This is a genomic window from Flavobacterium aestivum (assembly GCF_026870175.2).
GTDB classification, from domain to species: domain Bacteria; phylum Bacteroidota; class Bacteroidia; order Flavobacteriales; family Flavobacteriaceae; genus Flavobacterium; species Flavobacterium aestivum.
The window spans coordinates 1,499,609-1,513,135 of record NZ_CP113977.2; the positions used below are offsets into that span (position 1 = coordinate 1,499,609).

The window sequence follows — 13,527 nt, forward strand, 5'->3', positions numbered from 1 at the left end:
ATGTAATTGTATTAGACGGTTTCTTCATGTAGAGATAAAACCGGTATGTCAAAATGTTGATTTAGTTGGTTCTGTTTTTTGCTTTTGATCTTTGACCTTTCTGAACTACGGGTTTCAATTACAAAATCAATATCATTTTTTGATAAAACTTCTTTCAATAGGGAATTGATGTATTCTGAAGTTTCCTGTTCCTTTTTTAGAACTTGACTTATTTTTTGCAATGGAAATTGATCTTGCATATAGTGTTGTATATCGTCAATATTTAAACGGGAATATGCATTTTCTAAATAAATTGCTTTGTTCAGTTGGGTAGTATGGTCGCTGATAAGGCGTAAAATTGGTGTTTTTTGATTTTCAAGAATCTGTACCAAATTAGTATGTACCGTTTTTTTACTTGTGATTACTGAGTTGGTCAGTAGAACTAAGTCAACGGAATGAAACTGCAGAAAGTTTTTTAAAAGAGGCGAGGTGATTCCAGACTGACGTTTGAATTCTAATTTGCAATTGGGGAATTTTTCAATTAAATCACGACAATTATCTAAAACGTCTAATTCTTTGTGAGTTATTAGACTGTCTTGTTCTCTTAGGTATTGAGCGGCTGAGAAAGAATTAATTTCATCAGTAACTAAAAAAAGAATGATTTTTGCATTTTCATTTTTAGAATGATTGATGGCTGTTTTAACTGCTGCAATTGTATCAGGAGTTAGTAGTGTAGGGATTAAAAAGTTTTTCATAAGTACATCTGTTTTTTTGTACTTGCAAAGTAAATCCTGCTACATTAGAGCCAGTTTAAAATGAGATTAGAAAATCCTAAGAATCAACATTAGAATTTTTAATGTTGGATTTTTTGAACAAAATAGTCACGATTGTCCCTTTGTTTTTTTCGGATTGAATCTGTAATTCACCGTTGTGCATTCGGATAATTTTCATTGCCAACGGCAAGCCTAGACCGTAACCAATGTATTTACTGGCTTCTTTTCCTCTGAAAAAAGGTTCGTAAAGATGCGGGATATCTTCTGATGGAATTCCAATCCCAATATCACTAATTATAATCTTGATGTTGTCTTTGGTTGCACTAAGATTAACAAAAACTTCTTTATTGTCAGAGTATTTTACACCATTTGAAATGATGTTGTTTATAGCCAATTCCAGTAAGTTTTTGTTACACGGAATGGATAAATAATTACTGTCTTTTGCAGAGACATCCAGTTTGATACTTACTTTATTATCCGGAAAAAAAGTGTCTAAGTCTGTTTTTACTTCAAATAGCAAATCGTCCATGCGAACCACATTTTGGACTTGTTTGGTTCCATCGTAACCAGTTTGAGTAAGTTTTAGAAGACTCTCGGTTAAACTTCCTAATTTAGACGATTGCCTGTGAATATTTTCTAATGAAGTGATATATTCCTCTTTTTCTCGTTCTTTCAGAAGCATAATTTCAGCTTCGGCAATAATGGTAGTAATTGGTGTTTTAAGTTCGTGAGAAGCGTTATTGATAAAATTGGTCTGAATTTCAAATGATGTTTCCAGTCGGTCCAGCATATCGTTGAAGGTCGAAGTCAAATCGGCTATTTCACCAGTATTTCCATCATTTTGGAGTCTTCGGGATAAATTTGAAGCACTAATTCTTTTTACCTCTTTTGCTATATTCGAAACAGGAATTATTACTTTTTTGGCTAATAATCTTCCTAGAAAAAAGGATAAAATAAAGAAAACTACAATTCCAAGAATCATAATTCTTAAAATATAAACGGTTGTAAGATGTCCTTTTCGGTCAACAGCTGCAATGATAACAATATATTTTTGGTCGTTCTCAGTAAAAATTTGACCTAAGTAATATTTGTTGTTTATCTCAAAGGATTCTTTTCCGTTTTTTAAAACATTAGTATAGAATTCGTTGGGTAAGTTTAATTTGGTATTGTATTCGAAAGTGTTTTGACTATTTACTTTAAGGACAAAATCTTCTTCTTGAATTAATTCTTCTAAACCATTTTTTTTAAGTTGCTTGTAATACTTAATTTTTTCAGGGTCTTTCTGAAAATGGATCGAAGCAACAATTTTTGCACGATCTTCCAAACGTTTTAAAAAGTAATATTGGTTGTTGCTTCTAAATAAGTAAAATACTAAAACACACAACAGAATGGTGCTAATAGACGAAAGAATAACGTAGGAATAAGTGATTTTCTTTTTAATATTAGTCATTTTCAGTCTGTAATAAATAACCAAAACCTTTGATGGTTTGAATCATTTTGGTGTTATACGGTTTGTCGATTTTTTTTCTCAAATAATTAATGTACACATCTACAACATTGGTGTTCATGTCAAAACTGATGTCCCAAACATTGTCAAGAATTTGATTTCGAGAAACGATTGTTCCCTTGTTTTTAGCTAAATAGTATAGTAGTTTGAATTCTTTATGTGTCAAAAGTATGGGATTTCCATTTCGATGTACCGATTTGGTTTTGCCATTTATTTCTAAGTCCTCTAGTTTTATGATGTCGGGTTTTTGAGTGTCTAAATTGGCTCGTCTTGCTAAAGCCATGACCCTAGCATTGAGTTCTGAGAATTTAAATGGTTTTACTAAATAATCATCGGCACCGTTTTCTAACCCGTTTACGATATTTTCAGAAGTTCCCAATGCCGTTAATAGAAGAATGGGAACAAAGTTTTTGATAGCTCTTAATCTTCGGCAAATCTCTATTCCGTTAATTTTCGGAAGCATTACATCCAAAATAACTACATCAAAATCGTTGTTCTGAATCATTTCTAAGGCAGTTTCTCCGTCAAGACAGACACTTACCTCAAAATTATTTTCGGTAAATCCTTTTCTTAAAACGGATAACAAATTAGGTTCATCTTCGACAATCAATAATTTCATTTACAAGTGTTTGTTTTTGCAAACATAAAAAAATGAAAATGTATTTTTTAGTAAGTTGGGATTTCTTAAGTTTTTTTTTAGAAAGTTCTTTTAAAAAGATGGTTTTTTATGACAATAAATTAAAATATAGTGTTTGCAGATTTCACTTGCATTAAGGAAAGCAGTCTAAGCTTTGTAATGAGGTGTTCTTTTTTTAAATCGAATAATTCTTAAACATATAAATCCACAATAATCTAGAAAGACGAATGTTGATTGAGGCCATTGATACTATCACGAAAGCAATAATGGCAATGATTTTTAAATCGAATCTTTCTGTGAAGAATTGTTGTGCAATTAGATAAGTTGCGATTCCTTGTGCTACAGATAGCCCATAGTTTACATACATAGCTCCAAAAAAATAGCCAGGCTCTTTCTCAAATTTAAAGTGACAATGAGGGCAATATTCATTCATTTTTGGGAAACCAATGTTTAGAAATATGTTTTTTTCATTAAATACTTTGCCTTCAAGACAATGAGGGCAATGATTACTTAGGATGTGAACAAGTGTGTGTGACATTTTTTTTTATTTTTTTTCAAAGGTATTTTTTATTCGTGTCACAGATGTTTTCTATATTCGCTAATTATAGCACAATAAAGACATTGAAAGAGCCATGAAAAAGTATCCCATTTATTCTATTCAGCGATTCAATTGTAATGCGGTTAATGATGATTTGTATATTAATACCTTCAAGAATCACTTAATTGATCATAGTTTTGTCGAAGAGCCCCATAGACATAATTCGTATGTGTTGGTTTTTTTTACAAGAGGTTCCGGAACACATGACATCGATTTTGATACTTTTAGGATACAGCCTGGGAGTATGTTTTTTATGCAGCCCGGACAAATTCATCATTGGGATTTGTCTGATGATATTGATGGTTTTGTTATTTTTTATTCTCAAGAAATGTACAATCTCTATTTTAGACAAAAGACAATAGATGCATATCCGTTTTATCATTCATTGGGCATTTCTCCTGAAATGATTTTTGATGTAAAAGAGTCAAAAGTTATTGAGCCCTATTTCTATAATATGTTAGAGGAATATCAAGGGAATAAAATCATGAAGCAAGATAAAATCATGAACTTGTTGGATAGTATTCATATTGAAATTGCCAGAAAATACAATGAAGAATATATTCTGGAAACTCATTCCTATAATGTGAAAATCAAAAATTTTGATGTGCTTTTGGAGAAAAATTTCTGGACAGAAAAAGCACCTTCCTTTTATGCGTCACAGCTGCATATTACGCTAAAGCATTTGAATAGGATATGCAATGAAATCTTAAAAAAGACCACTACACAGGTTATCACGGATAGAATTATTCTGGAAGCAAAAAGAATGCTAATGGATAAAAAAAGAACAGTCAATGAAATTGCAACAGAGTTGGGTTTCGATGACTATTCCTATTTTGTACGATTATTTAAAAAGCACACAGCAATGACGCCAACTGCTTTTAGAGGTTCTAAATAATGATTAAGAATGTACTTTAACTAATTGAGCTGCTTCTTTTGCTTTTTCTACTACTTCTTCTATTGCAGTTTCCAGAGTGTCATTGGTTAGAGCCACACCCATTCTGCGATAGGGTCTTGAAGTAGGTTTGCCAAAAATCCTAAAATCGGTTTTGGGTAAAGCCGCGATTTTCTCTATTCCTGTAAAAGTTGGATTTGTTGAATTTTCTGAAGCTAGAATTACTGCGCTGGCTCCTGCTTTTTCTAAAGTAATTTCGAAAATTGGAAGGCTCAAAATGGCACGTAAATGCAATTCGAATTCATTAAAGTTTTGCGTTCCCGCCAAAGTAACCATTCCTGTATCGTGAGGGCGTGGTGATAGTTCAGAGAAATAAACACCGTCATCGGCAAGGAAAAATTCAACGCCAAATAATCCTGCTCCGCCTAAAGCTTCGGTAACTTTTTCGGCCATATCCTGTGCTTCGTATAGATCTTTGTCGGATACTTTTGCAGGCTGCCAGCTTTCCTGATAATCGCCACGCTCTTGTCTGTGTCCGATTGGTGGGCAAAATAAGGTAGGGTTGTTGTTTTGAACCACGGTCAATAATGTGATTTCCGAATTGAATTTTACAAAAGCCTCGACTATAACTTCGACTACATCGCCTCTTGAGCCTTCTACAGCATATTGCCAGGCTTTGTCAATATCGGCAGCCGTTTTTATGGTTGATTGTCCTTTTCCGGAGGAAGACATTAATGGTTTTACTACGCAGGGCATTCCAACGGCTTCAACACCTTTGTGTAGTTCTTCGGCAGAAGTGGCATAGCGGTAATTGGCAGTGCGTAATCCTAGTTCTTTGGCGGCCAAATCACGAATGGCTTTTCTGTTCATGGTAAAGTTTGCTGCTTTTGCTGATGGAACTACTGTGATGCCTTGTTTTTCGTAATCGTAAAAACGCTCGGTTCTAATGGCTTCTATTTCTGGAACGATGAAATCGGGTTGGTGTTTGGCAATAATTTTGTCTAAAGCATCTCCATCGAGCATATTGATGATTTCAAAACCATGAGCTACTTGCATAGCTGGAGCGTTTTCATAACTGTCAACAGCGATTACGGTTTGCCCAATGCGCTGTGCAGCGATTGTAAATTCTTTTCCTAATTCGCCTGAGCCTAGAAGTAGTATTTTCATTGAAAGAAGTTTAGTAAGGTTATGAGGTTTATGAGTTTAGTCTGTTTTGTATAATTGTAACAAAAATACATTTTTGTGTGTAATTTTTTTTGAGGTCGATTAATTCTTTTTTGGGAAATAATTGAATCGTTTATTTAGCAGTTTGCTAGCGTGAGGGATTGCTTCACTATACATTTTATTTTCATAGGAGTTCAGTGAATTTCATTTGAAGCTAGCTACCTTGTAGCACGTATAGCCCGACAGCATCCCGATAAAAAGGGGTGTCTACGCAAAGTGAGTTACCCTTTTTATCGGGATGGAGGCACGCCCAAATAAAAAAAGTTCCAGATTTCAAGCTGTGACACCTGAAACCTGAAACTTGAATTGAAATAAATAATATATTAGGCTAGAATTTCTGTAAGCGAAACTGCTTCTTTGATTCTGCGTAATGCTTCTGTTAATAATTCTTCGCTGGTTGCGTAAGAGAAACGGATGCAATTTGGGTTTCCAAAAGCGTCACCAGTTACGGTTGCAACGTTAGCTTCGGCAAGAAGATACATAGAGAAATCATTAGCATCTTTGATTAATGTTCCTCTTAATGTTTTTCCGAAGAAAGATGAAACGTCTGGGAATACATAAAATGCACCTTCTGGAACGTTGATTTTTACTCCTGGAATTTCTTTTAGTAATCCCACTACTAAATCTCTACGACCTTTGAAAGCGTCTACCATGTGATTCAATACAGATGGATCTGCATCTACAGCTGTAATAGTAGCACGTTGAGCAATACTGTTGGCTCCACTAGTTACTTGACCTTGAATTTTGATACATGCTTTTGCAATAAATTCTGGTGCTCCAATATAACCAATTCTCCATCCTGTCATAGCAAATGCTTTGGCAACTCCATTTACTGTTATTGTTTTTTCTAACATTCCCGGAATAGAAGCGATGCTGCAGAAAGTTCCTGAGAAATTGATGTGCTCATAAATTTCGTCTGAAACTACATATACGTGTGGGTATTTTTCTAAAACTTTAGCAAGAGCAGTTAGTTCTTCTCTGTTGTAAACCGATCCACTTGGGTTACAAGGAGAACTGAACCACATCATTTTTGTTTTTGGTGTGATGGCTGCCTCTAATTGTTCTGGAGTGATTTTAAAATCAGTTTCTACAGAAGTTGGAACTTCTACAGGAACTCCTCCTGATAATTTTATGATTTCGAAATAACTTACCCAGTATGGTGCTGGCAAAATAACTTCGTCACCATCATTAAGCATTACTTGTGCAATGTTATATAATGATTGTTTGGCTCCTGTTGAAACCACAATTTGTGATGGTTTGTAATCTAAATCGTTGTCTCTTTTGAATTTTCTGCAAATTGCTTCTTTCAATTCTGCATAACCTTCTACTGGAGAATATGTGCTGTAGTTTTCATCGATTGCGCGTTTTGCAGCTTCTTTGATGAAATCTGGGGTATTAAAGTCTGGTTCTCCTAAGCTTAAACTGATAATGTCTTTTCCTTGCGCTTTTAATTCTCTTGCCAATGCAGCCATCGCTAATGTTTGCGATGTAGCTAGATTGTTAATTCTGTCTGAAAGTGGATTGCTCATTAAAATATGATTTTTTTTGGTTTATTCTTTTTTAGGTAATTATTATAATGCAGGTTTTAGTCCCAGTGTTTTTAAATGTTTAAAGTGCGCAACTACGGCAGCAGTCATTGTTTTGTATTCGTAATAAGGTAATTGGCATTCTTTTGCCGTTTCTTTTACAATTTTTGCAATTTTACCATAATGCACATGGCTAATGTGAGGGAAAATATGGTGCTCGATTTGGTGGTTTAATCCTCCGGTGTACCAGTTTACAATTTTGTTTTTTGGAGCAAAATTAACTGTAGTAAACAATTGGTGAATAGCCCAGGTGTTTTCCATTTCACCAGTTTCATTTGGTTGAGGGTTAGCTGCTTCATCTACTACGTGTGCCAATTGAAATACAATACTCAAAATTAATCCTGCAGTATAATGCATTACAAAAAAACCAACAAGCACTTTCCACCAAGTGATACCAATTAGCATTGGTAAAACAATCCAAATGGCTAGATAAATTATTTTGGTGATGATTAATGTTGTCCAAAGTACTTTTGGGCTTTTTGGTTCACCGTAAGATAGTTTTCTTTTTAGATAACTGCGCATTTGCTTGAAGTCGGTGGTGATGGCCCAGTTGAAAGTCAATAAACCGTATAAAAACACAGCGTAATATTGTTGGAATTTATGAAATTTTCGCCATTTCGCTTCTTTAGAGAAGCGCATGATTCTTCCAGCTTCTAAGTCCTCATCGTGACCAATGATGTTAGTGTAAGTATGGTGTAAAACATTATGTTGTACTTGCCAGTTATGAACGTTTCCGGCTAATACGTATATAGTACTCCCCATTAATTTATTAACCCAGCTTTTGTTAGAGTAAGATCCGTGGTTGGCATCATGCATAACATTCATTCCAATTCCGGCCATTCCAATTCCCATAACAATGGTCAATAGGAGATGAGCCCAAAAAGGCATGTCAAGAGTGAGTATCAAAAAATATGGAACAAGAAAAACGGTAAAAAGTATTACAGTTTTTAAATGAATTTTCCAGTTTCCGGTTTTTTCTATATTATTTTCTTTAAAATAACTGTTTACTCGAGAGTTAAGCGTTCTGAAAAACTTTAGATTATCCTGTTTTGCAAATGTAGGTGCGGTATTGTTCATATGTTTTTTGAATATTGGCAAAGGTAACCAATATAAATTTTCAATATACAATATTGAGTTAAATATTTATGAGTTAAAAGCAGTACTTTTGTTAAAAATTTTTAAGATGGATGAGATTCTAAAGTATTTTCCTAACCTGTCTGATAATCAGATAGAACAGTTTCAAAAATTGGATTTTTTATACCACGATTGGAATGAAAAAATCAATGTGATTTCCCGTAAAGACATTGATTCCTTGTATACTAAACACATATTGCATTCTTTGGCTATAGCCAAAGTAAATAAGTTTGAACCTGGAACTTATGTTTTGGATGTAGGAACTGGTGGAGGATTTCCCGGGATTCCATTGGCGATACTTTTCCCTGAGACCCGTTTTTATTTGATAGATGTTATTGCCAAAAAGATCAAAGTGGTTAAAGCAGTTGCCGAAGCATTAGAACTAAAAAATGTAAAAGCGGAACAAATTCGTGCCGAAAATGTAAAAGGCGATTTCGATTTCATTGTAAGTCGTGCGGTAACCAATATGCCTGATTTTGTTTCTTGGATAAAAACTAAAATCAAGAAGCAAAACAAACACGAATTGAAAAATGGTATTCTTTATCTAAAGGGAGGTGACTTAACAGAGGAGTTAAAAGATTTTCCTAAAGCAACTGAGTATAATATTTCAGATTTCTTTGAAGATGAGTTTTTTGAAACTAAAAAAGTAGTGCATCTGCCATTGAAATTTGTGGTTTAAACCAATATCTTCAGACATACATAAAAAAGCTTAAGGATTCTAATTGTCTTGAATTCTTGAGATTTTTTATTTAAGACCTTTCAAATAATCGAACCAAACTTCTTTGTAGCTACTTCCAATTGGGATTTCTACTGCGTTTATTTCTACTTCATTTTTGGAATAGGCAGTCAGTTTTTTTGTTTGAATGATAAAAGAACGATGGATTCGGATAAAATTGGAATCCAGCACTTTTTCGAAAGCAGAAATGTTTTGCTTGAGATGATGTGATTTCCCATTTTCGAGATGAATGGTAATATAATCCTTGAGACTTTCGATGAATAAAATGGAGTCGAAAACGATCTTGATATTCTTACTGCCGGAAGATACAAATATGTGATCTTCGTTAGTTGAGTTTTCAGGTGCTTTCGGAATTTGTAATTGCTTGAACTTTTCTATAGAAACAAAAAAACGATCAAAAGTCAAGGGTTTCAAGAGATAATCAATCACATTGAGCTCGTAACCTTCTAATGCATATTCTCTGTAGGCCGTTGTAAAAATTACTTTAGGCGGATTTTTTAGTTTTTTCAGGAAATCGTTTCCTTTGAGTAATGGCATTTCAATATCCAGAAACATCAAATCTATCGTATTCGATTCTAAGAAAGTATACGCTTTCAAGGCATTTTCAAAAGAAGCAACCAATTCGAAATTATCGAAATGGGCTAAATGTGATGCGATTAATTCTCTTGCCAAAGGCTCGTCGTCAACGATGATGCATTTGTATTTCATTCAAAAAGGGATAAGTGTTTTTTAAATTCTAAAAATCTAATTTAAAGGTTTTGCGTTGTCTTTTGTAATTCTTTCCAAAACTTCTTTTCCATTTTTATTTTCAGGGTTTAACTCAATCGATTTTTTATACATTTTAATAGCTTCTTCTTTTTGATCTGTTTTTAAAAGAGCTTCGCCATAACTATCATAAACATTTGCGCTTGAAGGATTCATGAGCATATTAAGTTTGAAAACTTCGGTAGCTTTTTGGTTTTCGTTTTTCCCTAATAATTGATAACCCCAAGTATTCAAATCATCTTCAGAATTATTAAAAGCCAGAACTTCAGCTTTTTCGTCGTTACAAGCCGTTATTGAGTATTGTAAAGCACGTTCTAAAATTTCAGCTTTTTGTTTAGAAGTATTGGCATACAATTTTGCAATTGAATTGATTACTAAAGGTGGATTACCCATCCAAATGCCATGGCCGCAATCATTTGCAGTAATGCCTGTAACGTTCGGATTATTGGCTACATATTTTTTATGACATTCTTTCCAACGTTCGATTTCTTCGGTTGTTTTTAAGAAAGGAATTCCGTTAACAAAATCAACAACCGGAATGTTTTGAGAGATTTTTATTTTACTCATTATTTTGACGGTTTCAATAATTGTAGCCGCCATATAATAGATTCCTTTATTGTTTTTCTTCCATTCTGGGATAAGTTTGTCTTGAGTAGCAACTACTTTTTCAATGTATCCATCTTCATAATAATTATGGTTAACATCAATTAAAACAATTCCTTTAACTAGTTTAGGATGTCTTGAGGCGTAAAGAGCAGAAAGATACCCGCCATAAGAATGTGAAACGAGTACAATTTCTTTATCATACCCCAATTTTTTTAATCCAATTTCTAAATCTTCAATACTACTAATGATACCGTGTTTTGCATCATCAGTTTGTAATGTGTCAATTGTACTCGTACCAAAGCCAGCTCGGTCATAAGTAATCAGAGTAGCATTTGTTATTTTAGAAGTTTGATCTAATAATGAATTCCAAACAGTTCCATTATTTCCACCTCCAGCATCAAATAGAATTGGGGTTCCTTTTCCTTTTACAATCTTGAAATGGATTTTGTGATTTCCAACATCTACTAAAGTATCAATGGCTTTAGATTGGCTATTTGCCTTAATAAAAGCGCAGAAAATGAAAACACTAATTAAGATTTTTTGTTTCATGGGATTCGCTTGATGATTATTTTTTTCGAAAGTAAATGGATTTAAAATGCTAAAGATTAAGACAAAGTTCAATCTTGAATTTTGTTTGAGTTTCTTCTATTTCCAATTGATGTTTATTGGGATACAATAAATTCAGTTGTTTTCGAACGTTTTCGAGTCCTATTTTTGATTTATCTGATTTTTCCCCTGTTTCATTTTGCGGTTTTGTATTAGCGATTCTAAAAACAATTTCTTGTTTCTTTGTCTGTAAATCTATTTGAATTACTGCTTTTTCCGTTTCATTGACTACACCATGTTTAAAAGCATTTTCTAAAAAAGACAACAGAATCAATGGCGAAATTTTACTGTCTTCGTGAATGTCTTTCGTAAACGAGATGTCTAATCTGTTTTCATTATAGCGTAATTTTTCTAATGAAATATAGTTTTCCAATAGATTGATTTCTTTTTTTATACATACAAAATCATCATTGCAACGGTACAAAACAAAGTCCAATATTTCCGACAGCTTAGCAATTATTTCGGGAGCTTTGTCGTCTTTTTTGAGTGTCAAAGCATAAAGATTGTTTAAGGTATTGAATAAAAAATGAGGATTCAGTTGGTTTTTTAATACTTTGAGTTCCATTGATTTTTTTTCTTCTTCCAGTTTCAAAAGACGTTGTTGTTTTCTGTTAAAGCTTACAAAACCCATTATAATAATTGGATATGTAATAAAGGAGAATTCTCTAAATATCAATTTAAAAGAAGTCAATCTTTCATGAATAGACATTTTATGCCCGAGCCAATCATCAAAAAAACCAGGGAATTTTGGCTCGAGATAGTAATACTTTAATGTCATTAAAAATGCAAAAACAAAATACAGCCAGCTGATGGAGGCCAGTATAAAAAGGATATGCTTTTTTTTGTTTAGCAAATTTGGGATAATCCAATAAATTAATCCGTAGGCCGCAATCGCTTGGGCAAAAATTTTGAAGCTATATATAAAAATAAAGGAGTAATATCCTGAATCCTCCGACTTGCCGTTGAGATATAATAGCATAAAGGATAACCAGAATAAACAATGGCTTGCAACTCTTTTTATGTCTATGTTTTTGAGAAAATTCATATTGTGTTTTAGGAGGCGGCAAGTTAGCAAATTATCAAAGCATACTTCATTTAGCATGATGAATAATGGTTTTTAACTCCTGAAAACTATATTTAAGCCCATGAATACAGGAATATTCAATAATTGATTCTTTGAATGCGGAAACAGCCTTTACAGTTGCGGACAAAAATAGGATGATGTTGTTCTATTACTTTGGCTAAAAAAATAAACTATGGTAATCAAAATCATTTTACTATTTGTGTTATTGCTAGAAAGACTAGTGAAACAGAACTTGACTTAATAGTATCAAGAAGCAATTAAAAACTAATGAATCAGAATATGAAATCAATTTTTAAAAATGTTATGGCTATCACTATGATAGTTTGTTCTCTAAATGTTTTTTCGCAGGAAGTAAAACAAGAAATCGTTTGGAATGAAGCTTCCAGATCTATTAAGCCAACTTTGTTTGCTGATTTAGGAGAGACTTGTACAACACCAGACGGAATGGCTTTGGATAAAAAAGGGAATCTTTATTTATCCGTATTAAACCCTACTTCGTTTGAAAAAAATGGAGCTAAAATTTTAACCTTCGATAAAGATGACAAGCCTGTAATATGGTTTGATCAACTACCACTTCACCCAATCACGAAACGAGTGCATCCGATGGGAATGGAATTTGGGCCTGACGGAAATCTTTATTTAATGGATAACCAATTTTTTGCTGATAAAGAAAATTTCTCCAGACTGATAAGAATTATAGTTGTAAACGGAAAGCCTAAAAACGCAGAAGTTCTGGCGGAAGGTTTCAACTTTGGGGAGGCAGTTAGATGGTACAAAAACCGAGTTTATATTACGGATGCTTTAGGCGAAAGCAAAAGAGAAAGTAGTATTTATACTTTTTCATTGGAAGAATTAAATGCTGGTAAAATAAATCTGGATAAAGAGACAAAGGAAAAATACTTGCTAAGCATGTTTACTTTGAAGCCTGAAATGAAGCGAAATTCAATTGGGATTGATGGAATAGCATTTGATAGTAAAGGGAATTTGTATGCGGGGAATTTTGGTGATGGGGTGATTACAAAATTTGAATTCACTAAAGAAGGCAAAGTAAAATCTAAGAAAGTAGTTTTTGATTCTGATAAATTAAAATGTTGTGACGGCTTTTTTTATGACAAGGAAAGGAATTCTATTTTTATTGCTAATTATGACAACAACAGTGTTCATCAACTGGATTTAAATACCAATACAATCACTACAATTTGGGAAAATGACAACAATGATGGTGCAGACGGACAATTGGATAATCCTTGTGAAACCATCATTTATAAAGGGAAGCTATTAGTAGTGAATTATGACACTTTTAAAGGACCAAAGAATACGGAAATAGATAATTTTCATACAATTTCTTGTTTTAAGCTTTAAATTGCCGAATATTGTAATAAAATACTTGATATATCGTT

General features: G+C 33.3%; 13 protein-coding genes. 3 read left to right on the forward strand and 10 right to left on the reverse strand.

Annotation, left to right across the window (positions count from 1 at the left end; translation table 11 throughout):
• Positions 1-11: 11 nt before the first annotated feature.
• The 4 genes from OZP08_RS06560 to OZP08_RS06575 form a co-directional block, all read right to left on the reverse strand.
• Positions 12-734 (reverse strand): adenine nucleotide alpha hydrolase family protein, encoded by a 723-nt coding sequence (locus OZP08_RS06560; RefSeq protein WP_281323267.1) that lies wholly within the window; start codon positions 732-734, stop codon positions 12-14.
• A 76-nt stretch (positions 735-810) separates the two neighbouring features.
• A complete protein-coding gene (locus OZP08_RS06565; protein WP_281323268.1) occupies positions 811-2,202 on the reverse strand; it encodes a sensor histidine kinase in 1,392 nt (463 codons plus the stop codon).
• Positions 2,195-2,878, reverse strand: coding sequence for a response regulator transcription factor (locus OZP08_RS06570; protein ID WP_281323269.1), 684 nt, complete (start codon positions 2,876-2,878; stop codon positions 2,195-2,197). Before OZP08_RS06570 ends, OZP08_RS06565 begins: the two co-directional genes overlap by 8 nt.
• A 193-nt stretch (positions 2,879-3,071) precedes the next feature.
• Positions 3,072-3,434 carry a DUF983 domain-containing protein gene (locus tag OZP08_RS06575; RefSeq protein ID WP_268848848.1) on the reverse strand — a complete coding sequence of 121 codons (363 nt, stop codon included), beginning with the start codon at positions 3,432-3,434 and terminating at the stop codon, positions 3,072-3,074.
• 94 nt (positions 3,435-3,528) lie between these two features.
• On the opposite strand from OZP08_RS06575, the gene OZP08_RS06580 reads away from it, so the two are divergent.
• A complete protein-coding gene (locus OZP08_RS06580) occupies positions 3,529-4,389 on the forward strand; it encodes an AraC family transcriptional regulator (RefSeq protein ID WP_268848849.1) in 861 nt (286 codons plus the stop codon).
• A 3-nt stretch (positions 4,390-4,392) separates the two neighbouring features.
• Here OZP08_RS06580 and purT read toward each other — a convergent pair whose 3' ends face one another.
• The 3 genes from purT to OZP08_RS06595 form a co-directional block, all read right to left on the reverse strand.
• The gene (gene purT, locus OZP08_RS06585) at positions 4,393-5,553 is read right to left on the reverse strand and encodes a formate-dependent phosphoribosylglycinamide formyltransferase (RefSeq protein ID WP_281323270.1); all 1,161 of its coding nucleotides are present in this window, start codon (positions 5,551-5,553) and stop codon (positions 4,393-4,395) included.
• A gap of 380 nt (positions 5,554-5,933) precedes the next feature.
• The gene (locus OZP08_RS06590) at positions 5,934-7,139 is read right to left on the reverse strand and encodes a pyridoxal phosphate-dependent aminotransferase (RefSeq protein ID WP_268848851.1); all 1,206 of its coding nucleotides are present in this window, start codon (positions 7,137-7,139) and stop codon (positions 5,934-5,936) included.
• A 42-nt stretch (positions 7,140-7,181) separates the two neighbouring features.
• Positions 7,182-8,273 carry a fatty acid desaturase family protein gene (locus tag OZP08_RS06595; protein WP_268848852.1) on the reverse strand — a complete coding sequence of 364 codons (1,092 nt, stop codon included), beginning with the start codon at positions 8,271-8,273 and terminating at the stop codon, positions 7,182-7,184.
• 106 nt (positions 8,274-8,379) lie between these two features.
• Here OZP08_RS06595 and rsmG point away from each other — a divergent pair, with 106 nt between their 5' ends.
• Positions 8,380-9,009, forward strand: a complete 630-nt coding sequence (gene rsmG / locus OZP08_RS06600) for a 16S rRNA (guanine(527)-N(7))-methyltransferase RsmG (protein WP_281323271.1) — start codon at positions 8,380-8,382, stop codon at positions 9,007-9,009.
• A gap of 66 nt (positions 9,010-9,075) precedes the next feature.
• On the opposite strand, the gene OZP08_RS06605 is transcribed toward rsmG, so the two are convergent.
• From OZP08_RS06605 to OZP08_RS06615, 3 genes are read right to left on the reverse strand one after another with little or no spacing between them, the layout of a single operon-like run.
• Positions 9,076-9,774 (reverse strand): LytR/AlgR family response regulator transcription factor, encoded by a 699-nt coding sequence (locus OZP08_RS06605; protein WP_268848854.1) that lies wholly within the window; start codon positions 9,772-9,774, stop codon positions 9,076-9,078.
• 36 nt (positions 9,775-9,810) lie between these two features.
• The gene (locus OZP08_RS06610; protein WP_268848855.1) at positions 9,811-10,986 is read right to left on the reverse strand and encodes an alpha/beta hydrolase; all 1,176 of its coding nucleotides are present in this window, start codon (positions 10,984-10,986) and stop codon (positions 9,811-9,813) included.
• A 49-nt stretch (positions 10,987-11,035) separates the two neighbouring features.
• Positions 11,036-12,088, reverse strand: a complete 1,053-nt coding sequence (locus OZP08_RS06615) for a sensor histidine kinase (RefSeq protein ID WP_281323272.1) — start codon at positions 12,086-12,088, stop codon at positions 11,036-11,038.
• Positions 12,089-12,406: 318 nt separating this feature from the next.
• Between OZP08_RS06615 and OZP08_RS06620 the strand changes: the two genes are divergently transcribed.
• A complete protein-coding gene (locus tag OZP08_RS06620) occupies positions 12,407-13,489 on the forward strand; it encodes an NHL repeat-containing protein (RefSeq protein ID WP_268848857.1) in 1,083 nt (360 codons plus the stop codon).
• Positions 13,490-13,527 lie beyond the last annotated feature (38 nt).

Coding starts and splice junctions, on each gene's coding strand:
- OZP08_RS06570 (WP_281323269.1), bottom strand. CDS start 2,878: ATGAAATTATTGATTGTCGAAGATGAACCTAATTTGTTATCCGTTTTA.
- OZP08_RS06575 (WP_268848848.1), bottom strand. CDS start 3,434: ATGTCACACACACTTGTTCACATCCTAAGTAATCATTGCCCTCATTGT.
- OZP08_RS06580 (WP_268848849.1), top strand. CDS start 3,529: ATGAAAAAGTATCCCATTTATTCTATTCAGCGATTCAATTGTAATGCG.
- OZP08_RS06610 (WP_268848855.1), bottom strand. CDS start 10,986: ATGAAACAAAAAATCTTAATTAGTGTTTTCATTTTCTGCGCTTTTATT.
- OZP08_RS06590 (WP_268848851.1), bottom strand. CDS start 7,139: ATGAGCAATCCACTTTCAGACAGAATTAACAATCTAGCTACATCGCAA.
- OZP08_RS06565 (WP_281323268.1), bottom strand. CDS start 2,202: ATGACTAATATTAAAAAGAAAATCACTTATTCCTACGTTATTCTTTCG.
- OZP08_RS06560 (WP_281323267.1), bottom strand. CDS start 734: ATGAAAAACTTTTTAATCCCTACACTACTAACTCCTGATACAATTGCA.
- rsmG (WP_281323271.1), top strand. CDS start 8,380: ATGGATGAGATTCTAAAGTATTTTCCTAACCTGTCTGATAATCAGATA.
- OZP08_RS06595 (WP_268848852.1), bottom strand. CDS start 8,273: ATGAACAATACCGCACCTACATTTGCAAAACAGGATAATCTAAAGTTT.
- purT (WP_281323270.1), bottom strand. CDS start 5,553: ATGAAAATACTACTTCTAGGCTCAGGCGAATTAGGAAAAGAATTTACA.
- OZP08_RS06615 (WP_281323272.1), bottom strand. CDS start 12,088: ATGAATTTTCTCAAAAACATAGACATAAAAAGAGTTGCAAGCCATTGT.
- OZP08_RS06620 (WP_268848857.1), top strand. CDS start 12,407: ATGAAATCAATTTTTAAAAATGTTATGGCTATCACTATGATAGTTTGT.
- OZP08_RS06605 (WP_268848854.1), bottom strand. CDS start 9,774: ATGAAATACAAATGCATCATCGTTGACGACGAGCCTTTGGCAAGAGAA.